General features: G+C 63.6%; 22 protein-coding genes and 4 tRNA genes. 20 read left to right on the top strand and 6 right to left on the bottom strand.

What is annotated here, in order from left to right; translation table 11 throughout:
• Nucleotides 1-644: 644 nt before the first annotated feature.
• A complete protein-coding gene (locus ACX4ZE_RS10240) occupies nucleotides 645-845 on the bottom strand; it encodes a hypothetical protein (protein ID WP_480273109.1) in 201 nt (66 codons plus the stop codon).
• A gap of 105 nt (nucleotides 846-950) precedes the next feature.
• On the opposite strand from ACX4ZE_RS10240, the gene ACX4ZE_RS10235 reads away from it, so the two are divergent.
• Genes ACX4ZE_RS10235 through ACX4ZE_RS10225 form a run of 3 tightly spaced genes read left to right on the top strand, consistent with a single transcriptional unit; the run spans nucleotide 951 to nucleotide 4,340 of the window.
• Nucleotides 951-2,414, top strand: a complete 1,464-nt coding sequence (locus ACX4ZE_RS10235) for a DNA cytosine methyltransferase (RefSeq protein WP_480273108.1) — start codon at nucleotides 951-953, stop codon at nucleotides 2,412-2,414.
• Entirely contained in the window at nucleotides 2,411-3,682 is a 1,272-nt protein-coding gene (locus tag ACX4ZE_RS10230; RefSeq protein ID WP_480273107.1) for a hypothetical protein, read from the top strand. Before ACX4ZE_RS10235 ends, ACX4ZE_RS10230 begins: the two co-directional genes overlap by 4 nt.
• A 4-nt stretch (nucleotides 3,683-3,686) precedes the next feature.
• Nucleotides 3,687-4,340, top strand: coding sequence for an HAD family hydrolase (locus ACX4ZE_RS10225; protein WP_480273106.1), 654 nt, complete (start codon nucleotides 3,687-3,689; stop codon nucleotides 4,338-4,340).
• 346 nt (nucleotides 4,341-4,686) lie between these two features.
• Here ACX4ZE_RS10225 and ACX4ZE_RS10220 read toward each other — a convergent pair.
• From ACX4ZE_RS10220 to ACX4ZE_RS10210, 3 genes are all read right to left on the bottom strand, one after another.
• Nucleotides 4,687-4,761 (bottom strand) — tRNA-Val (locus ACX4ZE_RS10220).
• A 1-nt stretch (nucleotide 4,762) separates the two neighbouring features.
• Nucleotides 4,763-4,833: transfer RNA gene (locus tag ACX4ZE_RS10215), tRNA-Cys, on the bottom strand.
• Nucleotides 4,834-4,880: 47 nt separating this feature from the next.
• Nucleotides 4,881-4,953: transfer RNA gene (locus tag ACX4ZE_RS10210), tRNA-Gly, on the bottom strand.
• A gap of 306 nt (nucleotides 4,954-5,259) precedes the next feature.
• On the opposite strand from ACX4ZE_RS10210, the gene ACX4ZE_RS10205 reads away from it, so the two are divergent.
• From ACX4ZE_RS10205 to ACX4ZE_RS10140, 14 genes are all read left to right on the top strand, one after another.
• Nucleotides 5,260-5,331 (top strand) — tRNA-Val (locus ACX4ZE_RS10205).
• Nucleotides 5,332-6,175: 844 nt separating this feature from the next.
• Nucleotides 6,176-8,425 carry a solute carrier family 23 protein gene (locus tag ACX4ZE_RS10200; RefSeq protein WP_480273105.1) on the top strand — a complete coding sequence of 750 codons (2,250 nt, stop codon included), beginning with the start codon at nucleotides 6,176-6,178 and terminating at the stop codon, nucleotides 8,423-8,425.
• Between the two features lie 161 nt (nucleotides 8,426-8,586).
• On the top strand, nucleotides 8,587-8,880 hold the full coding sequence (locus ACX4ZE_RS10195) for a TIGR02611 family protein (RefSeq protein WP_480273104.1): 294 nt from the start codon (nucleotides 8,587-8,589) through the stop codon (nucleotides 8,878-8,880).
• A 2-nt stretch (nucleotides 8,881-8,882) separates the two neighbouring features.
• Complete coding sequence (locus tag ACX4ZE_RS10190) at nucleotides 8,883-9,527, top strand: (2Fe-2S)-binding protein (protein ID WP_480273103.1); 645 nt, start codon at nucleotides 8,883-8,885, stop codon at nucleotides 9,525-9,527.
• 177 nt (nucleotides 9,528-9,704) lie between these two features.
• Nucleotides 9,705-11,768 carry a threonine--tRNA ligase gene (gene thrS, locus ACX4ZE_RS10185; RefSeq protein ID WP_480273102.1) on the top strand — a complete coding sequence of 688 codons (2,064 nt, stop codon included), beginning with the start codon at nucleotides 9,705-9,707 and terminating at the stop codon, nucleotides 11,766-11,768.
• 181 nt (nucleotides 11,769-11,949) lie between these two features.
• Nucleotides 11,950-12,513 (top strand): ATP adenylyltransferase, encoded by a 564-nt coding sequence (locus ACX4ZE_RS10180; protein ID WP_480273186.1) that lies wholly within the window; start codon nucleotides 11,950-11,952, stop codon nucleotides 12,511-12,513.
• 23 nt (nucleotides 12,514-12,536) lie between these two features.
• Nucleotides 12,537-13,232 carry a phosphatidylinositol phosphate synthase gene (gene pgsA, locus ACX4ZE_RS10175; protein ID WP_480273101.1) on the top strand — a complete coding sequence of 232 codons (696 nt, stop codon included), beginning with the start codon at nucleotides 12,537-12,539 and terminating at the stop codon, nucleotides 13,230-13,232.
• An 88-nt stretch (nucleotides 13,233-13,320) separates the two neighbouring features.
• Nucleotides 13,321-14,289 carry a phosphatidylinositol mannoside acyltransferase gene (locus tag ACX4ZE_RS10170; protein WP_480273100.1) on the top strand — a complete coding sequence of 323 codons (969 nt, stop codon included), beginning with the start codon at nucleotides 13,321-13,323 and terminating at the stop codon, nucleotides 14,287-14,289.
• Nucleotides 14,286-15,410 (top strand): glycosyltransferase family 4 protein, encoded by a 1,125-nt coding sequence (locus ACX4ZE_RS10165; protein ID WP_480273099.1) that lies wholly within the window; start codon nucleotides 14,286-14,288, stop codon nucleotides 15,408-15,410. Before ACX4ZE_RS10170 ends, ACX4ZE_RS10165 begins: the two co-directional genes overlap by 4 nt.
• Nucleotides 15,410-16,453, top strand: coding sequence for an NUDIX hydrolase (locus ACX4ZE_RS10160; protein WP_480273185.1), 1,044 nt, complete (start codon nucleotides 15,410-15,412; stop codon nucleotides 16,451-16,453). Before ACX4ZE_RS10165 ends, ACX4ZE_RS10160 begins: the two co-directional genes overlap by 1 nt.
• 142 nt (nucleotides 16,454-16,595) lie before the next feature.
• Entirely contained in the window at nucleotides 16,596-17,516 is a 921-nt protein-coding gene (pdxS, locus tag ACX4ZE_RS10155) for a pyridoxal 5'-phosphate synthase lyase subunit PdxS (protein ID WP_480273098.1), read from the top strand.
• Between the two features lie 100 nt (nucleotides 17,517-17,616).
• Nucleotides 17,617-18,438 carry an acyl-CoA thioesterase gene (locus ACX4ZE_RS10150; RefSeq protein WP_480273097.1) on the top strand — a complete coding sequence of 274 codons (822 nt, stop codon included), beginning with the start codon at nucleotides 17,617-17,619 and terminating at the stop codon, nucleotides 18,436-18,438.
• A gap of 53 nt (nucleotides 18,439-18,491) precedes the next feature.
• Entirely contained in the window at nucleotides 18,492-19,139 is a 648-nt protein-coding gene (pdxT, locus tag ACX4ZE_RS10145; RefSeq protein ID WP_480273096.1) for a pyridoxal 5'-phosphate synthase glutaminase subunit PdxT, read from the top strand.
• Nucleotides 19,140-19,249: 110 nt separating this feature from the next.
• Nucleotides 19,250-20,002 carry a YebC/PmpR family DNA-binding transcriptional regulator gene (locus tag ACX4ZE_RS10140; protein ID WP_480273095.1) on the top strand — a complete coding sequence of 251 codons (753 nt, stop codon included), beginning with the start codon at nucleotides 19,250-19,252 and terminating at the stop codon, nucleotides 20,000-20,002.
• A gap of 65 nt (nucleotides 20,003-20,067) precedes the next feature.
• Here the strand turns inward: ACX4ZE_RS10140 and ACX4ZE_RS10135 are convergent, their stop codons facing one another.
• A complete protein-coding gene (locus tag ACX4ZE_RS10135) occupies nucleotides 20,068-20,274 on the bottom strand; it encodes a DUF5988 family protein (protein ID WP_480273094.1) in 207 nt (68 codons plus the stop codon).
• A 336-nt stretch (nucleotides 20,275-20,610) separates the two neighbouring features.
• On the opposite strand from ACX4ZE_RS10135, the gene ruvC reads away from it, so the two are divergent.
• The 3 genes from ruvC to ruvB are packed head-to-tail and all read left to right on the top strand — an operon-like array spanning nucleotide 20,611 to nucleotide 22,871.
• Nucleotides 20,611-21,180, top strand: coding sequence for a crossover junction endodeoxyribonuclease RuvC (gene ruvC, locus ACX4ZE_RS10130; protein ID WP_480273184.1), 570 nt, complete (start codon nucleotides 20,611-20,613; stop codon nucleotides 21,178-21,180).
• Nucleotides 21,177-21,782: a Holliday junction branch migration protein RuvA gene (ruvA, locus tag ACX4ZE_RS10125; protein ID WP_480273093.1), complete on the top strand. Its 606-nt coding sequence runs from the start codon at nucleotides 21,177-21,179 to the stop codon at nucleotides 21,780-21,782. Before ruvC ends, ruvA begins: the two co-directional genes overlap by 4 nt.
• 6 nt (nucleotides 21,783-21,788) lie before the next feature.
• Nucleotides 21,789-22,871, top strand: coding sequence for a Holliday junction branch migration DNA helicase RuvB (ruvB, locus tag ACX4ZE_RS10120; RefSeq protein WP_480273092.1), 1,083 nt, complete (start codon nucleotides 21,789-21,791; stop codon nucleotides 22,869-22,871).
• 129 nt (nucleotides 22,872-23,000) lie between these two features.
• Here ruvB and ACX4ZE_RS10115 read toward each other — a convergent pair whose 3' ends face one another.
• Nucleotides 23,001-23,669, bottom strand: a complete 669-nt coding sequence (locus tag ACX4ZE_RS10115; protein WP_480273091.1) for a TetR/AcrR family transcriptional regulator — start codon at nucleotides 23,667-23,669, stop codon at nucleotides 23,001-23,003.
• Nucleotides 23,670-23,690: the final 21 nt, after the last annotated feature.

Below are 23,690 nucleotides of genomic sequence, written 5' to 3'. Positions count from 1 at the left end.
AGTACTCAGTATCTCAGCTGGCTGATCTGATGTGGCAGGGCCTTGCTATGCGCCGGGACTGTGCCGGGATAATGCCGGGACAGCGACGGGATAGTGCCGGGATTTCCAAGTCCCGGCACTATCCCGGCATGCCCAGGTCAAACTGGCGTTTGACCTGGGGTGTTTTGCGCCGCCCCCTGCCCTGCCCGGCCGACACTCTCTACGGCTTCGCTGCAGAGAGTGTCGGCCGGGCAGGGCAGAAGACAACACAAAACACAAAGCAGAGAAAGTCCAGTAGGAGAAGGGACCACAAGGGAGGGAGACCACAAAAAGAGGGGTTAGGTAGGTGGTTGCGTCAGGTGCGGAAGTTGCGTCTAGAGCTGCGCCACCTAGCGGTGGCGTGTTCGCGCGCCGGGGCGCGCTCAGTGCTGGGGAAAAGTCGAGAGCGCGGGCGGCGGTGTAGGGCACGCGAGTTCACCGATAGGCAGGTTCGTGTAGCGCGTGTACAGCGTCGCTGTGTGGGAGAAGGGACCATAAAAGGAGGGTTCCGGGGAGGGCATCGCACGGCCCAACGCCTTTGCCGAGTCCGGCCAGGATCTCGGTGAACAGCATTCTTTGTGCTGATTCAACCGTGTGGGCTCGTTCGATCTGGTGGTCGTAGTCGGCTATTGAGCGTGCTTCGGACCCTTGCCATCACGGATTCGGGCGATGTATTCGCGACTGAACTGGCTGTCACGGGCAATCGCGTTAGGTCCCACACCGTCGTCGAGGGCGGCTCGGATCTCGGCGAACAGCTTGGCGCGAGCCTTGTCGTAGGCCGCGCGGGCGGCGCGGATCGCGGCCCCGTGATCAGTCCGTTCGGTCATGGGGCCAGCATTCCACAACTCTGTTAGCCAACATAGTTGACATTCAGCACTGCATCCTTCACTGTGAACTTAATTGGCCTACTTTGTTCACATAAGAGGTTTAGTATGTCACTGAGATCGACGGTTTACTTCGCCGGTTGGGGTGGGGACTCGCTGGGTTGGGAGCAGGTGCCCGGGATCCAGTTGCGGTTGGCGGCCAACCACAACCCGGTATGCGTGGCGGTGCACGAGCTGAATTTCCCGGGTGCGGAGCATCTCCCGCCCGGTGATGTGCGGGACATCGTGCTGGAGGACCTGCCCTACACCGAGCTGTTCTGGGCGTCGCCGGCGTGCCCGGCGTGGACCGACGCCAAGGGGGTGAAACGGTATTTCGACCAGTCCAACCAGTACAGCATGTTCGACGAGGAACTCGGCGTGGTCGAGGACCCGGCGTCGGCGCGGTCACGGGCGCTGGTCGAGCAGATTCCGCGCTATCTGCGGGCGATGGCCGCTCGCGGGCGGCCGGTGCTAGCCGGGGCGATGGAGAACGTCATCCAGTGCCGTCGCTGGGACCAGTGGCGCCGCTGGGTCGGGGCGATCGAGGACATCGGCTACGACACTTGGCTGATCGCGCTCAACTCCGCGCACGTACTACCGCGGCGGTGCCTGCCGGTGCCGCAGTCCCGGGACCGGCTGTATCTCGCGTACTCGTGGAAAGGGCTGGGCAGGCAGCCCGACTGGGGCAAGTGGCTGCGGCCGAAAGCGTGGTGCGGCGGCTGTGAACGGGTAGTGGACGCGATACAGGCATGGAAACGTCCCGGGGTCGATATGGGCCGCTACGGGGCCCGGTCCGGGCAGTATGTCTACCGCTGTCCGGCGAAGTCCTGCCGGTTCGCGATCGTGGAGCCGATCACGACTCCGGCGGCGGTCGCGATCGACTGGACATTGCCGTCCGGGGCGAAGATCGCCGACCGCACCGAACCTCTGGCCGAGAACACCATGGCGCGGATCCGGATCGGGTTGGAGAAGTTCGCGGGCACCCCGATGCTCACCCCGGCCGGCGGAACGTGGCGTACCGAGGCGAGCAGCCTCACCGCACCGATGCCGACCCGCACCACCCGTGAAACCGACGCCTTGGTGTGTCCGCCGTTCATCGCCGAGCTGCGCGGCGGTGGGTCGAAGAAGTCCGCGCGGGCGGTCACCGAACCTCTTGCAACCTTTGCCGCCAACGGGTTCCACCACGGGCTGGTCCAACCACCAGAGGATGTGCGGCATCTGCTGGTGCCCTATTACCGCACCGGCCGCGCGCACTCGGTCGATGAGCCGATGGGCACTCTGACCACCCGTGACCGGTTCGGGCTGCTGGGCGCCGACCGCGAGCACCTGCTGCAGGACTGCACTTTCCGGATGCTCGAACCGACCGAGATCCGGGCCGGGATGGCGTTCCCGGCCACCTTCAAAGCGTTGGGTGACAAACGCACCCAGGCCCGCGGCTACGGCAACGCCGTCACCCCCGCCGCAGCTGAAGTCATCGGCTGCGCACTCGTCGAAGCCATCACCGGCGAAGCCATCGAAAGGACTGCCGCATGACCGGCATCGAACGGACCACAGACCACGACTACGACAGCCATTTCAGCGCGACCCCGCCGATCCCGGCCTTCGTCGACCCTGACGACCTGGATAGGGAACTACATAAGATCCGGATCGGCCTGCAGACCCCGATCCGGGAGGCGGTCGCGTTGTTCCTTACCACGCGTGGCCTGCGCGAACTGATCGCTCGTGATGAGCTCGCTGACCGGATCTGGTGGTGGGCGGTCAAAGCCAGCCGCTACGGCGCGGTCTATTTCGTCTCACGCCGCGAGGCCCGCCACCACTGCGACTTCATCCGCGAACACGCCCCGGCGATCGACGCGGCCGGGCGGCTGCTCGATGAGTACCACGGCGTCGGCCCGGTCGTGAACTACGCGCTGCACCGGTGGCTCACCGACTACCCGAGCTATCTCGGCCGCCAGGTCCGTCAGGTTGTCACCTCGACCCCTGCACACGCCATTCAGGGCTATGCGACGAACGTGATCGCCGTGCGCGCCAAGCATTTCCACCACACCACCCCCGAGGACTGCTTCCACACTTCGACTGGGCATGTCCACGACTGGCACGACCTGGCGCACGTGCTGGCCGCCGCGGCGTCGAGGGGCCGATTTGGCGTGAAATACCACGACGGCCTGGACACACTGCCCCGCCACTATCGGGCGTTGACCGAGGGGCAGGGCGCCCGCGACGGTACCGGGCCGGTGTTCTCCGACGGGCTACTGTTCAGCTGGCTGAGTTTGCCGCTGTTCGACCACTACCACCAGCGGCGCCTCGACTGGCCGGCCGTGCAGGAACTGATCGCCGGAGAACTGACCGCCTACCTGTCGGGCCGCCACGGACTGCACCACCCCGCCACCGCAACGATGATCACCCCACCGATTGGGGTCGATCCGCTGGAAGTGGCGGTGTGCTTGCAGAACAAACGCTACGAACGCCGTGCCGCGGAGTTCGAGACCCAGCTGCTGGTGCGCGGCACACCCGACGGGATACGGGGCGACGCCGCCCGCGACCCGCTGTTCGGGCTGACGCGCTCGCAGCGGCTACTGCGCATCGCCGACCTGGAAGACCCGTTGTATTTCGAGGTCCGCAACCTGTGTCGCCACCGTGCCCACGAAGACGCCCTCGGCCGCTACGCTCACGCCCTGTACGGGCAGGCACCCGAGCTGGGTGCCGCGATGTTGGACTTCTATCACCTCATCGACCTGAGCAACGGCCGGGAGATCAACCTCTACCAGCGCGTCGCGCACGCACTGGGGAAGGCAGCGTAATCACATGGGTGACACGACATACCGACTGTTCATCTGGGACTTCGACGGCACCATCGCCGACACTAGCGAATGCGTCGTCGCGTCCTTCACCGGCGCACTCCAACGCAGCGGCCTGCCCGCGCCGAATCCCGAACACATCATCGCGCGCATGGGCCGGTCATTGCCGGAGGTGTTCGCCGAACTCGCCGACGGCGTCGATGACGGTGTCCTCGAACAGTTGGTCACCGACTACCGCACCATCTATCGGGACCTGCTGCCACACAAAACCAAGGTATTCTCCGGTATCGAGCAGACACTGAAACACCTCACCGCCGCCGGTGTGGTGTGCACGGTCGCCACCAGCAAGAAAACCGAATTCGCCGTCATCTCCGCCCGCCACCTCGGCATCCACAACCACTTCACTCTCTACATCGGCGACGACCTGGTGACTTGTAAAAAGCCCCACCCGGAAATGTTGGAACGCACCCTCACCGACACCGGTATCCCCCTCGATGAGGCGGTCATGATCGGTGACGCCACCACCGACATCACGATGGGACACGCGATCGGTATGGACACCATCGCCGTCACCTGGGGAGCCCACAGCATCGACCAACTCCGCGGCAGCGACCCGACCCACCTCATCACCACACCCACTGAACTGCTCCGATTCGCGTAATCCGCAGCAAGGGTGTTCCGCGGCGGCGGATGTCTGCTCACGCAGCGATATCGAACAAGGCCAGCTCCTGTGGGTGCTGTTCCGCTGCGGCGCGTAGCCCGGCGCGTTCGTGGATCGCCCAGGTCGGCCCGATCCCTTGCGTGTCCGATTGAGGCGGCAGCAGCCAGCCATGACAGCGGCGGCAGTGCGCGACCAGTATTACTGTCGGCCGGTCATCGGTGGCGGCTCTATCGTTCTCGCTTCAATGCGGGCCCACTTATGCGCGGACGACGAACCTCCGTTGGGCACGCATTGGGCACAAACAAAATCAGACCCGGTGAAAACCGGGTCTGACCTAGCGAGACGGTGGTGCGCGATACTGGGATTGAACCAGTGACCTCTTCCGTGTCAGGGAAGCGCTCTCCCGCTGAGCTAATCGCGCGAGGTGGAGACGGGAATCGAACCCGTGTGCACGGCTTTGCAGGCCGTTGCCTCACCACTCGGCCACTCCACCGTGCAAGGGGGACGGCTTTTATTACTATTGCCTAGCCCTACCTCTCGAGCGGATGACGGGATTCGAACCCGCGACCCTCACCTTGGCAAGGTGATGCGCTACCAGCTGCGCTACATCCGCATTCCGTTTCCGAGGTTTTGTTCCAGCCTCGGCGGTGCGAGAAGAAACATTAGCGGACGCTCGGTGAAAGGTACAAATCCGCTGGTAAAGCGGGAGGAATCCGCAAGTCGAATACTGTGATGGCGGTGGCTCATGTGGCTGGTGGGATCGGATGGACTCTCGATCCGAAGCGCGGCAGCAGAGTGGGTAGTGGGATGGCGCTCGGATGGCATCGATCTTGTCCAGGCGGTGATTTGGTGAACCCACGGTGCCACGTGCTAATGTTTCGTCTCGTCCGGAGGGTGGTACCTTGCCGGACGCCCGTAAGGTCTCATAGCTCAGCGGGAGAGCGTCCGCCTCACACGCGGAAGGTCGCTGGTTCGATCCCAGCTGGGACCACCCGAACCCTTTGGCCCATCAACTGGTCAGGGCTACCGCTTCTCGGGAGCGCTATATACCAGAAACGCCCAACGCGGCGAACGACTGCCGCTGTCCGGCTGGATTCGAGGATGTTGCACGCGTAGCCGCCTATGTTATCCGGATCGGTGGCGTGCCAGTGTATTTCGGTCTGGAGAGTGCGCGCGAACGATGTTCGCCCGGATTCTGCGGCCTGTCGGATGGTGGGCTACCGCCGCCGGTCTGATCTCGAATGCGGTGATCGCAGGGGGTGCGGTTGCGGTACATCGATAGGGATCCACGCGTTCGGCTCCCGCCACGCTGCCGTGCATATCGATTTGTGACTTGCATCACAATTAGATAGCGGTTGTGGTAGTGGTGATGCGAACCTTTCCTTTCATTTTGCGAAGCCTTTACTATTGATCCTAGCTCTGAGCTGCAAAGCTCACGGTAGCTGTAGCACATATCTGGCAATCGATTGATGTGGCGACGTCGGGTTGCTTCCGACCCTGAGCGTCCTGGTCAACTGGCTGATGGTTGGCGAAATTGCGAAGTTGGACGATGACGTCCTCCGAGCACTGGCCGAGTACTAGCAAGGTTAGCTTTTGGGTTGCTAGTAACAGATTCTGGTGAGGGTGGCGAGCCGTGAGTGGCGTGGGACAGGGTCCGCAGGCCTTCTCAGGCTTTGCTAAGACTTTACTCATAAACTCACGTTCGTTTACTTATCGACCTATTGATGTGTCAGGACTGCTTCACCGCGAGATGGCGGTTCGCGGTCTTATGCCCTGCTGGACATGTTGATCGTCAACCGAACTCGGCTGATCGGCCGAATTGGCGAAGGAGAATCATGGCTATCGATCACGAAATAGCCCCGCCATTGCCACCATCTGTTACCAAGAGCTCGGATGGGGGTTCCGGACTGCTGCCCGACCGTGTCGCAGAGATGCTTCGCTACGACGTTCCGGCATCGGTCGTAGTCTTTCTTGTCGCGCTGCCGCTTTCGCTCGGTATCGCGATCGCTTCCGGAGCTCCGATCGCCGCAGGGCTCATCGCCGCGGTGATCGGAGGAATCGTCGCCGGACTACTCGGTGGTTCGGTCCTGCAAGTGAGCGGTCCCGCTGCGGGGCTCACCGTTGTAGTAGCTGAGACGATAAATCAATTCGGTTGGCGCATGACCTGCTTCATCGTCCTCGCTGCCGGGGTGTTGCAGATTCTGCTCGGACTCAGCCGCGTTGCCAGGGCTGCGCTCGCGGTGGCGCCGGTGGTGGTGCACGCGATGCTCGCAGGCATCGGCATCACCATCGCCTTGCAGCAGGTTCATGTCCTGCTCGGCGGCTCGTCGCGTAGTTCGGCCTCGCAGAACATCATCGAGCTGCCGGAGCGGCTGCTTTCATTGCAGGGTGGCGGTGCGGTCATCGGCATGGTGGTGATCGTCATCATGCTCGGCTGGCGGTACATGCCGACCAGAATCCGCGTAGTGCCCGGCCCACTGGTAGCGGTAGTCGCGGGCACCTTGCTGTCACTGGCTCTGCCGACCGATATCGAGCGCATTGTGTTGAACGGCTCGCTGTTCGATGCGATCGCTCTCCCGGAGCTGCCAAGCGGTCACTGGTCCGCGGTGGCGTTCGCTGTTCTCACCATCGCGTTGATCGCCAGTGTGGAGAGTCTGCTGTGCGCCGTAGCTGTAGATAAGATGAGCGCACGCACTCGCACCAACTTCGACCGCGAATTGGTCGGCCAGGGCACGGCGAACGTACTCTCCGGCCTGCTCGGTGGCCTGCCGGTCACCGGCGTGATCGTGCGTAGTGCTACGAACGTGCACGCGGGTGCGCGAAGTCGAGCCTCCGGGGTGTTGCACGGCGTCTGGATCCTGGTGTTCTCGGTGATGCTGGTGTCGGTGGTGGAGCAGATCCCGAAGGCGGCGCTGGCAGGTCTGCTCATCGTGATCGGTATCCAGTTGGTCAAACTGGCCCACATCAAATCGGCTCGTCGCACTGGCGATCTCATGGTCTATGCCGTCACAGTGCTCGGTGTGGTGTTCCTGAATCTGCTAGAGGGTGTGCTGATCGGACTCGGGTTGGCCTTCGGCCTGCTGCTGTGGCGGGTGGTCCGGGTCGCGATCCGCGCCGAGCAGATTTCCGGCACACAGCGCTGGCTGATCACCATCGACGGCTCGGCTACTTTTCTTGCGCTACCGAGGCTGTCGGCACAGTTCGCCAAGATTCCCCGTGGTGCCGACGTCACAGTGGAGATGACGGTAGACTTTCTCGATCACGCGGCCTTCGAGGCTATCGAGGAGTTCGAGCGTCAGCAGCGGGCCAGCGGCGGCAGCGTCGATTTCGTGGAGATCGGTGGCGCCAGGATGGCCCACGCCACAGCGAAGCCACCCGCGCGCAGCCTCGCTCGATCGGTCTGGGACGACGTCCTCGGCCCGTGGAGCCGTGAGGAGGGGCGCAAGGATCCCATCGCGGCAGGCATCACGGCCTACCACCGCAGTCACGCTCATGTCATGCGCCCGCATCTGGATGAGCTGCGTAATAAGCAGGACCCGGATTCATTCTTCCTGACCTGTGCGGACTCACGGATTGTGCCGAATGTCATCACCAACAGCGGACCGGGTGATCTGTTCACCGTTCGCAACGTGGGCAACCTGGTACCTGCCGAGGGTGATGTCTCGGTCGAGGCTGCGCTGCGCTTCGCGCTCGAGGAGCTGAATGTCCGCTCGGTCGTGGTGTGCGGGCATTCTTCGTGTGGTGCGATGACGGCCCTGCACGCAGAGGCGCGGGTCCCCGGTGTGGATGCCTGGCTCGAGCATGCCAGGCCGAGTCTGGAGCGGTTCCGTGCGGGTCATCCGGTGGCAGTAGCGGCTCGTGAGGCCGGGTTCAGCCTGGTCGATCAGCTCGCCATGGTGAATGTCGCGGTGCAGCTGGAGACCCTGCAGCGTCATCCAACGGTGCGTAAGGCGGTGGCCGAGCGTGGTGCCACGGTATCGGGTCTTTTCTTCGATATCGCGAGTGCACAGGTGATCGAAGTGACCGAGAACGGGCTGGCGCGTATCGATGACGCAGATCGCCTAGCCACTTCCGGTTCCTTATAGATAACCTGCGTTACAGATAACCTTCGTTCATACATGGTACTAACGAAGTGATCCCGCCCAGGCACTGCTGTCGCGTCCGGCAGACGCGACAGCGGAGTCCGGAGCGCCTTCCGGGCCGGGCTCATGCAACGACCTATGCTCTATCTCGCCTACCGGACCGGGTGGCAGTGGTCGGTGCGGCTGTGCTCATGGTCGGTGTCCTAGCGATCCCGTATCCCGGTCCGGGCTGGGCGATCGTGTGCGCAGGGATCGGCATTCTCACCACCGAGTTCGCCTGGGCACGTGGGGCGCTGGGCTGGTCGCGGAACCGGTACCGCAGCGGCATGGCCTGGTACTCCGCTCGGAGGTCGGGCATGCGGGTGCTCACGACGGTCAGCGCCTTCGTGTCGGTTGTGGTGACTGTGTGGGTGCTCGGAACATTCGGGATCGTGGGTAGCTGGATCGGAGTCGAATGAGAATGGCTGCGCAGCCCCCTGCGGAGGTGACTATCGTCCCGGGGTGGACGCTTACCCGGCCCGAGTGGCTGGCCGCGCGAATCACGGAGCTGGGTCACTCTTGGGGAACCACATCGCTGCGCGTCGCGGGTACGTTGTGGTGGTGTATGGCAGCCTCGGCGTTGGTGGAGCAGACCACGCGGGCATACGCGCACGATAAACCGGCTCCCGAAGCAGCCTTGGACCGTTTGTCCTGTGAAGTGCGAGCCGATGGCGGCATCGAACGGGTGCGAATACTGACGGGCGGTACACAGGGGGGCTGCTCCTCGCATGCCGAGGCTCTGGGGAAAACCTTGGCCGCTATCGTCCCGCCGGTCACCGAAGTATCCGGAGCGAAGGTGGCCGCACTGTGGGCGATCGCGGCTGACACGATCGGCAATCGCGCGCTTGATGCCGGGGCGCCGGAGGCCGGAGCGCGGCTGGCTGTCGAGATCGGCGGCGTACTCCCGGTGCCACGATTCGTCGAGATCGGCGGACGCGCTTTCGTGCGACGTATCTCCTGCTGCTTGGTGTTCCAGGTACCTGGCTGTGTGCTGTGCACCAGTTGCCCGAAACGACCGGCTGTCGATCGAGAAGCGCTGCTGGAGGGCCTTGCCGCGCGGGAATGAGCTGTCCGGCTGCTCGCTTCGCCCGATCGGTTGTGCGTCGCGGCTGCGCTGATTCCGGTCCATCGGCGCGTAGGTCGCACTGTGCCGATAGCATGGTCGCGCCGGAGCGAATACGCGATCGGTCACCGATTCGGCGGGAGCCTGCCCGCACCCGAGAACGTCAAGGAGAGCGCAGCCGTGACCACCTCAGCCCCTATCAGCCCAGCCGCCCTCGTCCGGGTGCCGGCCGGGACGACGGCGGGCGCCGCGGTGCGCGAAGCGGGACTTCCGCTCAAGGGGCCGGACACCATTGTCGTCGTGCGAGTGGACGGAGAGCTGAAAGACCTGTCGTGGGTTCCGGAGGCCGATATCGACGTGGAGCCGGTGGCAGCGAATACCGACGACGGCCGCAATGTCATCCGACACTCCACCGCGCATGTGCTGGCTCAGGCGGTGCAGCAGGAATTTCCCGAGGCCAAGCTCGGTATCGGTCCCTACATCAAAGACGGTTTCTACTACGATTTCCGGGTCGAGCGGCCGTTCACTCCGGAGGACTTGACCAAGCTGGAATCCCGGATGAAGAAGATCGTCAAAGGCGCGCAGCGCTTCTCCCGCCGGGTGGTCGAGGTCGAAGACGCCAGGGTCGAGCTGGCCGAAGAGCCGTTCAAGCTGGAGCTGATCAACGACAAGTCCGGCATCGAAGATCCTGAGGTCATGGAGGTCGGCGGCAAAGAGCTGACCATTTACGACAATGTGGATCCGCGTACCAGTGAGAAGGTCTGGGGTGATCTGTGTCGCGGTCCGCACATTCCGACTACCAAGTTCATCCCGGCCTTCAAGCTGACCCGCAGTTCGGCCGCATATTGGCGAGGTGACCAGAACCGCGAGGATCTGCAGCGCATCTACGGCACCGCCTGGGAGTCGCAGGAGGCACTCGACGCGCACATGCACTTGCTCGCCGAGGCCGAGCGCCGCGACCACCGCAAGCTCGGACTGGAACTAGACCTGTTCAGTTTTCCCGAGGAACTCGGATCCGGCCTTCCGGTATTCCACCCCAAGGGCGGTATCATCCGCAAAGAACTCGAAGAGTACTCGCGCCGCAGGCACGTCGAAGCGGGCTACGAGTTCGTCAACACTCCGCACCTCACCAAGGGGCATCTTTTCGAGGTATCCGGCCATCTGGACTGGTATCGCGACGGTATGTTCCCAGCGATGCACTTGGATGCGGAACTCAACGTCGACGGAACCATCCGCAAACCCGGCCAGGACTACTACGTCAAGCCGATGAACTGTCCGATGCACAATCTGATATTCCGTTCTCGTGGCCGGTCGTATCGGGAGCTGCCGCTGCGGCTGTTCGAGTTCGGCTCGGTCTACCGGTACGAGAAGTCCGGTGTGGTGCACGGCCTGACCAGGGTGCGTGGCATGACTCAGGACGACGCGCACATCTACTGCGCTAAAGAGCAGATGCACGACGAGCTGACCGACACCCTACGGTTCGTCCTGGACCTGTTGAAAGACTACGGACTCGACGACTTCTATCTCGAACTGTCCACCAAGGACCCGAAGAAGTTCGTAGGTTCCGAGAAGATCTGGGCCGAGGCCACCGAGACCCTGTCCGAGGTCGCCTCGGCCTCGGGTCTAGAGCTGGTGCCCGATCCGGGGGGTGCGGCTTTCTACGGGCCGAAGATCTCGGTGCAGGCCAAAGACGCGCTGGGTCGGACCTGGCAGATGTCGACTATACAGTTGGACTTCAACCTGCCGGAACGGTTCGATCTGGAGTATACCGCCGCTGACGGCACCAAGCAGCGACCGGTGATGATCCACCGCGCGCTGTTCGGCTCGATCGAGCGTTTCTTCGGCGTGCTCACCGAGCATTACGCGGGCGCGTTCCCGGCCTGGCTCGCACCGGTGCAGGCCGTCGGCATCCCGGTCGCGGACGCTTTCGCCCCACACCTCGAGCAGGTGATCGAGCGGTTACGCGCCGAGGGCATCCGTGCGCAGGTGGACCGCAGCGGTGACCGGATGCAGAAGAAGATCTTCAACAACACCGCCCAGAAGATTCCGTTCATGCTACTCGCCGGTGAACGCGACGCGAATGCGAACGCCGTGAGCTTCCGGTTCCGCGACGGCACTCAGGTCAACGGGGTTCCGGTCGACGACGCGGTGGCTACTGTCGCCGCGTGGATCGCACATCGGGAGAACGGGTCGCCGACAGCCGACAACTTTGTGATTCGATCAGCGAATAAGGGCACAGCATGAGTGGTCAGGCCCGGAGGTGGCAGCGGAGCGTGGCCATGGAGGGCCCCGCTCATGCTAGAAGGGGGCACAGCATGAGTGGTCAGGCCCGGAGGTGGCAGCGGAGCGTGGCCATGGAGGGCCCCGCTTATGCTAGAAGGGGCACAGCGTGAGCGAGCGTACAGTGCCGGACGGGCTCGCGGATTTGCGTGAGAACGCGACCTCGACTGAGCAGGGCAGCATTGTGGACACCGGTGTCGGTGAGCCGGATCGGCTGTTGCGTTTGTGGACGCCATACCGCATGTCCTATATCGCGGCGGCGGCCACGAGCCACAAGGATTCGACAGGTCACCCGTTCACCGACATTCCCAAGATGTCTGATGAGGACGGGCTGGTCGTGGCCCGCGGTGAGCTGGTGTACGCGGTACTCAATCTGTATCCGTACAACCCTGGGCACATGATGGTGGTGCCGTACCGCAAGGTGGCTGATCTGGAGGATCTCACTGAAGCGGAGAGTGTCGAACTGATGGCCTTCACTCAGCAGGCGATCCGGGTGATGAAGAAGGTCTCCCGGCCGCATGGCTTCAATGTCGGGCTGAACCTCGGCGGAGTGGCAGGCGGTTCACTGGCCGATCACCTGCATCAGCACATTGTGCCGCGTTGGGGTGGTGACGCAAATTTCATCACCGTGATCGGCGGGGCGAAGGTGATGCCGCAACTGCTGCGGGAGACCAGGGCGCTACTCTCGGCGGCCTGGAAGGAGACGTAGATGAGCGACAGAGCGGACCAACCGTGCTGAGCTTCTTCGGCCGGGAGGTATTCGCCAAGGCCACAGCGCCGCTGGGCCGTGCGTTGGTGAGCACGGGGCTTACTCCCGACGCCATGACGTTGATCGGCACCGCCGCGTCTATCGTGGCCGCTGTCACATTGTTCCCGACCGGGCATCTGTTCTGGGGAACCATGGTGATCTGGTTGTTCGTTATGTTCGACATGCTCGACGGGGCGATGGCCAGAGCCCGCGGCGGCGGAACGAAATACGGGGCAGTGCTGGACGCCACCTGCGACCGGCTCGCCGATGGCGCCATTTTTGGTGGTCTGGCTTGGTGGGCTGTCTATCATGAGCAGCACAAGTCGCTGTTTGTCGCAACGCTCATCGTGCTGGTGACCTCTCAGGTGATCTCTTACGCCAAGGCCCGCGCCGAGGCCAGCGGCCTGTCCGCGGATGGTGGAATCATCGAGCGGCCGGACCGGCTGATCATTGTGCTGGTCGGTGCCGGGCTCACCGGTATCGGTGGCTATTGGGATATCGAGTGGCTCACTTATGCCGTGCATGTGGCGATGTGGCTGCTCGCTGTGTTCAGCATCGTGACTGTTGTGCAGCGCTTACTGGCGGTGCGTAATTCGCCTGGAGCGCGCACCGTGGTCCCAGAAGGACAGCCGCGGGACTCGAATACGGGAACCGCGGACGCCACAGGAATTTCGTCGTGATCTCGCCCGGCGCAGGGTGCCGACCGATTACCGGTGGCGCCGGAACCGCCGTATTCATCGATCACGGACGAGCAGTGGGAACCCGCCGATGAGCATCGGGGAACAGTTCGGTGCCGTTGGGTACACGGCGGGCTGGCGACTGGTGCGCGCCTTGCCGGAATCGTCTGCCAGGCGGTTGTTCGATTGGGGTGGCGACCGAGTTGCCCGTCGGGCCAACCGGCAGTACCGTGCTGGTGGAGCGCCGAATCAGTTGCGGCGTAACTTGGCCCGCGTACTCGGGGTGTCTTCTGCCGACGTGCCGGATGAGTTGATCCGTGCGAGCATGCGGTCCTATGCCAGGTATTGGCGCGAGGTATTCCGGCTGCCTGTGATGGATCATTCCACAATCGACTACCGGGTCGACGGGTTGTCCTCGCTCGACGCCGCACTGGCCGATGGGCGCGGGGTGATCTTCGTATTGCCGCACTCGGGCAACTGGGATATGGCGGGCGTCTGGTTTGTGCAGCACTACACTAGTTTCGCCACCGTGGCTGAGCGGTTGCGGCCGGAATCGCTGTTCGAACGGTTTATCGCCTATCGGGAGAGTCTCGGCTTCGAAGTATTCCCGCTGACCGGCGGTGAGCAGCCACCGTTCCGTCAGCTGGCGATGCGGCTGCGGGAGAACAAGGCTGTGTGCCTGATGGGTGAGCGCGACCTCACCGGTAAAGGCGTTCCGGTCCAGTTCTTCGGAGAACGTACCTGGATGCCTGCCGGAGCAGCAAAACTGGCCATCGAGACCGGCGCGGCGCTGCTGCCGGTGCACGCGTGGTTCGAGATCGATGCCGAGGGGCGGGAGAGCTGGGGACTGAAAACCGAGATGGCACTAGATGTCTCCGGTGGAGTAGCTGCTGTCACGCAGCGCTTGGCGGATCGCTTCGCCGCGAATATCGCTGAGCATCCTGCAGATTGGCACATGTTGCAACCACTGTGGGAGAGCGATCTTTCGCCGCGGCGACGAGCCGTGATCGCTGCTGCGCAGGCAGGTATTCGGACCGAGCACGGGGATGTCTCGCCATGAAGATCGGCATGGTCTGTCCCTACTCGTTCGATGTTCCCGGTGGAGTGCAGGCACATGTAGTCGAGCTGGCACGGGTGTTCATCGAACGCGGGCACAAGGTGAGTGTGCTCGCCCCAGCGTCGGACGACATACCGCTGCCGGAATTCGTGGTGTCGGCGGGACGCGCGGTCGCCATCCCGTACAACGGTTCGGTGGCCAGGCTGTCGTTCGGGCCCATGGCCTACACCAGGATTCGCCGATGGATCGATAGCAATGACTTCGACGTCCTGCATATCCATGAGCCGAACGCGCCGAGCCTGTCCATGCTCGCGCTGAAGATCGCCGAGGGTCCGATTGTCGCGACTTTTCACACTTCGACAACGAAATCGTTGGTGTTGAGCACTTTTCAGGGCGTGCTGCGGCCCTACCACGAGAAGATCGCCGGCCGTATCGCGGTTTCGGAGCTTGCGCGTCGCTGGCAGGTGGAGGCGCTGGGCTCGGACGCGGTGGAGATCCCCAACGGTGTCGATGTTCCCGTATTCGCCAGGGCGCCGATGCTGCCTGGCTACCCTCGCGCCGGTGGCACGGTGCTGTTTCTGGGCCGCTACGACGAGCCCAGGAAAGGGATGCAGGTCTTGCTCGGCGCGCTTCCCGAATTGGTGCGTCGGCATCCCGGTATCGAGATCCTCATCGTGGGCCGAGGGGATGAGGACCGTCTGCTTCGCGAGGCGGGCGAATTGTCCGGGCATCTGCGTTTCCTCGGCCAGGTATCCGACGAGGAGAAAGCGTCGGCGATGCGTAGTGCGGACGTCTACGTCGCGCCCAATCTGGGCGGGGAGAGCTTCGGCATCATCCTACTCGAGGCGATGGCCGCAGGAACCGCGGTCATCGCCAGCGAATTGGACGCTTTCCGCCGGGTACTGCGTGACGGTGCGGCAGGCATGCTTGTTCCGGTCGGCGATTCAGCGGCCCTGGCCACCGCGCTGCATACCGTGCTCACCGATACGGTGCGCAGGGGGGCGTTGGTGCGTACCGCGACGCGGGTGGTCGGCGAGTACGACTGGCCGGTGGTGGCCGAACAGATCTTGCGCGTCTACGAGACGGTGACCGTAGGTGATACCCGAGTGCGGGCCGCTGGATGATTACTTTCTCCGCGACCACCGTTCTCGTTCTCGCGTTGTTGGCCGCGCTGGTCGCCACAGCCGGACTTTGGGCCTATTCGACTGCCAACCGGCTCGATCGGCTGCACGTGCGTTCCGACCAATCCTGGCAGGCGCTCGATGGAGCCCTGGCGCGGCGGGCGGTGGTGGCCAGGTCGGTTGCCATGGCCGTCGCGGGTCCGATATCGGATCCGGTCCTGACAGAGCAAGCCGGACGGCTGGCCGCGCTGGCCGATCGGGCTGAGCGGGCCGGTCGCATTGAACGGGAGACTGCGGAGAACCAGCTTTCGGCCGCGCTTTCGGCCGTCGACATCGGTATGTTGCGCCCGCAACTGGTCGCCGAACTGGCCGACGCGGAGGCCAGGGTATTGATCGCTCGTCGCTTCCACAACGACGCTGTAAGGGACACGCTCGTATTACGCACGCGGCGCCTGGTGCGTGCTCTGCATCTCGGTGGCACCGCCCCGCTGCCGTCCTACTTCGAGATCACCGAGCGCGCTACGCCTGCCGCGTCCACCGGTCTCGCCGTCGACACTATCCGGACTACCGCGCGCATCGTGCTGTTCGACGACAACGACCGGACTCTGCTGATGCGCGGTAACGATCCCAAGACTCCGGAAGTGTCGTTCTGGTTCACGGTCGGCGGGGGGGTGGAGCCGGGGGAGAGTCTGCGTGTCGCGGCAGTGCGGGAACTCTTCGAAGAGACCGGGCTTCGGGCGGAACCGTCCGAACTGCGCGGACCGATCTGGCGACGGGTCGCGGTTTTTCCCTTCAACGGTGAGTTGATTCGTTCCGAAGAGCTGTTCTTCAGCCTGCGGGTACGAGGCTTCGAGCCGCGCGCGGCGAATCGGACCGTGATCGAACGTCGTTGCATCACCGGTCACAAATGGTGTGTGGCCGCGGATATCGTCGCTTTGGATCGCGCGGGCGAAACCGTATATCCCTATCACTTGGACGAACTACTCGCCGAAGCCGCTGTGGCAGCGTCCGGCGGCGCTGAGCTCGAAGTGCGCTCTATCCGCTGACCAGTCGCCGCGCGGTGTTGTCCTGTCCCGGCCAGTCATCTCCGAATTCGTGCCAGGCCAGTGCGCTACAACTGGCTATCAAGTGGTCACATGTGGCCGCTTAGAATCGTAGTGCTCGAATCCGAGCGATCGATTGGCGCACATGACTCAGGAGTTTGCCGTGACCAGCCCCGAGACCACCCAAACCGTCGGCACCGCCCGTGTGAAGCGCGGCATGGCCGAGATGCTCAAGGGTGGGGTGATCATGGATGTCGTCACGCCGGAGCAGGCCAAGATCGCCGAGGATGCCGGTGCGGTCGCGGTGATGGCGTTGGAGCGTGTCCCGGCTGATATCCGTGCGCAGGGCGGTGTGTCCAGGATGAGCGACCCGGACATGATCGAGGGCATCATTTCCGCCGTTTCGATCCCGGTCATGGCTAAGGCCCGTATCGGCCACTTCGTGGAGGCGCAGATCCTGCAGAGCCTCGGCGTCGACTACATCGACGAGTCCGAGGTCCTCACCCCGGCCGATTACGCCAACCACATCGACAAGTGGAACTTCACCGTGCCGTTCGTCTGCGGGGCCACCAATCTGGGTGAGGCGCTGCGTCGCATCACCGAGGGTGCTGCGATGATTCGCTCCAAGGGCGAGGCGGGCACCGGTGATGTGTCCAACGCGACTACACATATGCGTAAGATCCGTCAGGAGATCCGCAGGCTGACCTCCTTGCCCGAAGACGAGTTGTTCGTCGCGGCCAAAGAGTTGCAGGCGCCTTATGAGCTGGTCCGTGAGGTCGCGGCGACCGGAACGCTGCCAGTGGTGCTGTTCACTGCGGGTGGTATCGCCACCCCGGCCGATGCGGCGATGATGATGCAGCTCGGCGCCGAAGGCGTGTTCGTGGGTTCGGGCATCTTCAAGTCTGGGAATCCGGCGCAGCGTGCCGCCGCGATTGTCAAGGCCACTACTTTCTACGACGATCCGGACGTACTGGCCAAGGTATCGCGTGGTCTCGGTGAGGCCATGGTCGGGATCAATGTCGAGGAGATCGCGCAGCCGCATCGGTTGGCCGAGCGCGGTTGGTGATCACGACAGTATGGCGGTGGGCCGCTGCGCGCGGCGGCCCACCCTGGCGTCACCTGTAGCCGAGAGACTTCGGCAGCGGTGGCCGGGATAGTCTCGGCGCATGGCGACAATCGAAGAGGCGCTGGAAATAGAGCGGCTCGAGCGGGACATCTTCCGTGGTGCGTCCACCAAGACCCAGCTTCCGCGTACGTTCGGCGGGCAGGTCGCAGGCCAAGCGCTCGTCGCGGCGGTCCGGACAGTGGAATCGCGATTCCAGGTGCATTCCCTGCACGGATATTTTCTGCGTCCGGGTAATCCGCAAGAGCGTACGGTCTACCAGGTCGAACGTATTCGTGACGGACGTTCGTTCTGTACCCGGCGGGTGACCGGTATCCAGGACGGCGCGGCGATCTTCACCATGTCGGCCTCGTTCCATGTCGGCGACGATGGACCCGAGCATCAGGACCTCATGCCCGTGGTTCCCGCGCCGGAGGATCTGCCCGACGCGAGCACCACGATGAGTCCCGAACGGTTGTGGGCGATGCGCGAATGGGAGCACTGGGATATCCGAGTGGTGCCCCAGGAGGATGTGTCCAGGCGAGACGGGGTGGTCTCGCAGCAACAAGTGTGGTTCCGTTACCGGCACCTGTTGCCCGATGACCCGCTGGTGCATGTGTGCACCCTCGCTTACATGAGCGATATGACGCTGCTCGGTTCTTCGAAGGTCACCCATCCCGACGAGCGGACCCAGAACGCGTCACTGGACCACGCGATGTGGTTCCTGCAGCCGTTTCGTGCCGACGAGTGGCTGCTCTACGATCAGTCCTCACCGTCGGCGGGCTTCGGCCGTGCGCTGACCGGCGGCAAGATTTTCTCCCGCGCAGGCGCGCTGGTCGCCGCTGTGGTCCAAGAGGGCCTCATCCGTACCCGGCGTGATAGTTGAGCGTCCGCGGCTGTGCGCAGGCATACATCGGTACGGCTCGTAAGCTTTTCGGCGTGAACGCTATATCGGTCGCCGTACCCGCCGCTCCGGAACAGACACAGTCTCGGCCCACTATCGGGGTGCTCGCCCTGCAGGGCGACGTCCGAGAACATGTCGCGGCGCTCGCGCGGTGCGGTGCCGAACCCGTTCTTGTCCGTCGTGCGACCGAGTTGGCCGCAGTGGATGCGCTGGTACTGCCGGGCGGCGAATCGACTGCGATCAGCAAGCTGTTGGTGGCCTTCGAGTTGCTGGAGCCATTGCGTGCGCGGCTGCGCGCCGGGATGCCCGCTTTCGGGTCGTGCGCGGGCATGATTCTGCTTGCTTCGGAGGTGCTCGATACTCGTTCGGACGCCGAGCATCTATCAGGCATCGATATGACAGTGCGCCGCAATGCGTTCGGTCGCCAGGTCGATTCGTTCGAGACCGACCTGCACTTCGCTGGACTGGCCGACGGACCGGTCCGCGCAGTATTCATCCGGGCACCATGGGTCGAGCGGGCGGGCGCGAGCGTCGAGGTGCTCGCCACTGTTCCGGATGGCCCGGCCGCAGGCCGGATCGTGGCGGTACGACAAGGCAATGTCCTCGCGACCTCTTTCCACCCCGAGGTGACCGGTGATCTGCGTGTGCACCGGATGTTCGTAGACCTGATCCGGGCGATCTAGCCGAGGCAGTTGTGGGGGAGATGTCCGAGTAGGCTGAGGAAGTTGTGCGCCCGGCAGTGCCGGTACCGTATACACGACCAGACGTGCCATCGACCTGAAGGAAGTAGGGAATGAGCGGCCACTCCAAATGGGCCACCACCAAGCACAAGAAGGCGGCGATCGACGCCAAGCGCGGCAAGCTGTTCGCGAAGTTGATCAAGAACATCGAGGTGGCAGCCCGGACCGGTGGCGGTGACCCGGATGGCAATCCGACGCTGTACGACGCCATCCAGAAGGCGAAGAAGTCGTCGGTGCCCAACGACAATATCGAGCGTGCTCGTAAACGTGGCGGTGGCGAGGAGGCGGGTGGCGCGGACTGGCAGACCATCATGTACGAGGGCTACGGACCCAATGGCGTCGCCGTGCTGGTGGAGTGTCTCACCGACAATCGCAATCGCGCTGCGGGCGAGGTACGTGTCGCGATGACGCGTAACGGCGGTAATATGGCCGACCCCGGTTCGGTGGCCTATCTGTTCCACCGCAAGGGCATCGTCACCTTGGAGAAGAACGGCTTGTCCGAGGATGATGTGCTGATGGCGGTGCTCGACGCGGGCGCGGAGGAGGTCAATGACCTCGGGGAGTCGTTCGAGGTCATCAGTGAGCCCGGTGATCTGGTAGCCGTACGCACCGCGTTGCAGAGCGCCGGACTGGACTACGATTCCGCCGAGTCCGGATTCCAGCCCTCGGTATCGGTGGCGGTCGACGTCGAGGGCGCTCGTAAGGTGATCAAGCTTGTCGACGCTCTCGAAGACAGTGACGATGTGCAGAACGTCTACACCAACGTCGACATCCCCGACGAGGTGCTCGCTCGACTCGATGACTAGTCCGGCAGCTGTGTAGTGCTCCTCCGGAGGAAAGTGCTCGTCGCGACCGGAGCGGAGTGCCCGGTCTATTCCGCGATCTTGGTGCGGTCACACCACTCGTAGACTCGTAGCCGCCCTTCCGGAGTGTCCTGTTCTCGTTGTGTGAGAGTGAAGTGCTCGTACCCGTCTCGGAACGGGACCTTCAACTCGGCTTCTGGTGCGGTGATCGGCACGATGCGAGTGGGCAGGTCTTGCGGACCGCCTTCGAGAACAGCCATGGCAATAGCGCTCATTCTCAGATGGTAGAAGCGTGATCTGCTGGATCGTGGTGGTTTCGGAGCGCGAAGAGTTCCGATTCGCTCACAATTTGCTCAGCACCTTAAATTGTACACTTGAGCAGCTTATATAAGAGTTTGCTAAATTCTTTTCCTGGTGGGGACATAGCGGCGTAGACCTGGATCGGGGCAGGGTGCTGGTATGGCCGGTCGGTGTACACGGTATCTGCGAGTCGGCTCCCCGGTGTCTGGCAACTCCGCAACACAGCGCGGGCAACCGTGTCGCGGACAGGCACTGAGTTCGGTCTCCGCTAGACTCTCGAACAGTTGTTCGTGTCTGCGAGAGGGGTTGTCGTGCGGGTGATGGGCGTCGATCCCGGACTCACCCGATGCGGTCTCAGCATTGTCGAAGGCGGGTTGGGGCGTAAGGTCGCGGCTTTGGACGTCGGCGTAGTCCGCACTCCCGGAGACACGGATCTGGCTCAGCGCCTGCTCGTTGTCGCCGAAGCAGCTGAACGCTGGATGGAAACCTACGAACCAGAGGCGGTTGCCATCGAACGCGTCTTCGCTCAGCACAATGTCCGTACTGCTATGGGCACCGCACAGGCGGGCGGGGTGATCGCGCTCGCCGCGGCGCGGCGCGAGATCCCTGTGGTCTTCCATACTCCGAGCGAGGTGAAGGCGGCGGTCACGGGCAACGGCACTGCGGACAAAGGACAGGTGACCGCCATGGTCACTCGTATTCTCGGCCTGGCCACTGTCCCGAAACCGGCCGACGCGGCGGATGCGCTCGCGCTGGCCATCTGCCATTGCTGGCGGGCGCCGCTGCTGGAAAGGATGGCCGCGGCGGAAGCCAAGGCGGCCGCGGCGCGGCGACGCTATCAAGAACGACTGGTCAAGGAACGGAAGGAGGTGCGCAGATGATCGCTTCGGTACGCGGTGAGGTGCTCGAGATAGCTCTCGACCACACGGTGGTCGAGGCGGCTGGTGTCGGCTACCGGCTCAACGCCACCCCATCCACTCTGGCCGGGCTCACCCGCGGCGAGGAGGCCAGGCTCTATACCGCGATGATCGTCCGCGAGGACTCGACGACACTTTATGGTTTCGCCGACACCGAGGCCCGCGACCTGTTCGGTTTGTTGCAAACCGTCTCAGGCGTCGGACCCCGCCTCGCCATGGCTGTGCTTGCCGTGCTGGAGCCCGAAGCGTTGCGCAAAGCGCTCGCCGAGAGCAATATCGCTGCCCTGACCAGGGTGCCCGGCGTCGGAAAACGCGGCGCCGAGCGCATGGTGGTCGAGTTGCGCGACAAGGTGGATCTCGTCCCGGTGCCATCCGTTTCTTCCGGGTCGGCACCCGCCGCGGCGCGCCCACCGGTACGTGATCACGTTGTCGCCGCACTCATCGGTCTCGGTTTCGTTGCCAAGCAGGCAGAGCAGGCGGTCGATGCGGTATTGGCCGATCAGCCCGCTGCCGATACGTCCACCGCACTGCGCACCGCACTCGGGCTACTCGGTAAGAACCGATAGGACGCCATGGAACACCATGAAGAAACCGCGGAATCGCCGGTCAGCGCCAGGTACCTGAAGTCCGATGGCGAGATCGAGGCGAGTTTGCGCCCGAAGTCATTGGACGACTTCATCGGCCAGCCCCGGGTCAGGGAACAGCTCGCACTGGTGCTGCGGGGGGCCAAACAGCGCGGTGGCACCCCGGATCATGTCCTGCTGTCCGGTCCGCCGGGGCTCGGCAAGACCAGCATGGCGATGATCATCGCCGCGGAACTCGGCACCGCCTTGCGAATCACCTCTGGTCCCGCGCTGGAACGAGCGGGTGATCTCGCGGCCATGCTCAGCAACCTGGTCGAGGGCGATGTGCTGTTCATCGACGAGATCCACCGCATGGCCCGTCCTGCCGAAGAGATGCTCTACTTGGCGATGGAAGACTTCCGCGTCGATGTGGTGGTCGGCAAAGGTCCGGGTGCGACCTCCATTCCTCTGGATATCGCGCCGTTCACTCTGGTCGGTGCCACTACCCGATCCGGAGCGTTGACCGGCCCGTTGCGTGACCGCTTCGGTTTCACCGGTCATATGGATTTCTATGAGCCTGGAGAGTTACTACGTATCCTGCAGCGTTCGGCGCACCTCCTCGGCCTCGGTATCGAGGAAGATGCGGCAGCCGAGATCGCAGGTCGCTCCAGGGGCACGCCCCGCATCGCCAACCGTCTGTTGCGCCGTGTGCGCGATTACGCGGAAGTCCGCGCTGACGGCCGGATCACCCGGTCGATAGCGCAAGCCGCACTCGAGGTGTACGACGTGGACGTGCTCGGTCTCGACCGGCTCGATCGGGCAGTCCTCGGCGCACTGGTGCGCAGCTTCGGTGGCGGCCCGGTCGGGGTATCCACTCTGGCGGTGGCGGTCGGCGAGGAAGGGGCCACAGTCGAGGAGGTGTGCGAGCCGTTTCTGGTGCGTGCGGGCATGATCGGGCGCACTCCGCGCGGCCGGGTGGCCACCGCCGCCGCTTGGGCGCATATCGGCCTCGTCCCTCCCGCTGATCTGTCCTTCGGCTCCATCGAGGTTCGCGGTCGTGAGCCGCACCCCACCCTCGACCTCTTCGAATGACTCCGATCTGTGCGCTGCCGCGTGAGTCGCGCTTGTTCGTGCCGAATGTGGTATCGCGGTCGCGGATAGCGAAACGGCGGTGTCGACCGCGTCCGATGTCTGCGAGTGTGCCAGGGATGCCCGAATCGCTCAGCAGTCCTTGCGGATACCGTCGATGAGTAGGTGGCGGATCGCCTGGTTCAGCCCGGCTATCTCGGGAGGAGTTGGTGTGCGCAGCGCGTACAGGATGCCGGCGAGTAGCATGCCGGTCACCGCGCGTGCGGTGTTCACAGTGTCCAGGTCGGGACGCAGATAGCCGAGTTCGACACCGTGTTCGAGGTATCCAGCGGTCAGCGTGTCGGCGGTATCGAGTAGTCGGTAGAGCCGTTGAGTGAGTTCATCGTCGATACCGGTGGCATGGAACAGTAGCAGCTGGGCCGCTCGGCGATCGGCGAGCAGGATCTCGGCGAGAGCCGTCCCTATGCGATCGATTTGGGCACGGTATTCGGCCAGGGTGGCCGCGGCATCCGGGGAGTTATCCGTGCCTAGCGCTGCGATGATGCGTGCGGCCAGATCGTCGATGACATGGTCGATGATGTCACGCTTGTTGGTGAAATAGCGATAGAAGGTGCCGTGTCCGATGCCGAGCCGGCCTGCGATATCGGCGATAGCGGTGGCGTGATAGCCCTTTTCCGCGAAACAAACGAAGGCAGTGTCGATGATCTCTTGACGCAGCTCGGCTTTGCGTTGTTCGGCGCGAGTGGATAGTTTCGACACTTCATCGATGATACAGTAGTCACATTCGGAATGACATGTCATTCCTAATTGAATAGCTTGATC

The organism is Nocardia sp. TBRC8007 (assembly GCF_056629435.1).
Note: the sequence above shows the minus strand (reverse complement) of the source record. Positions and strands in the feature narration are given on the sequence as shown.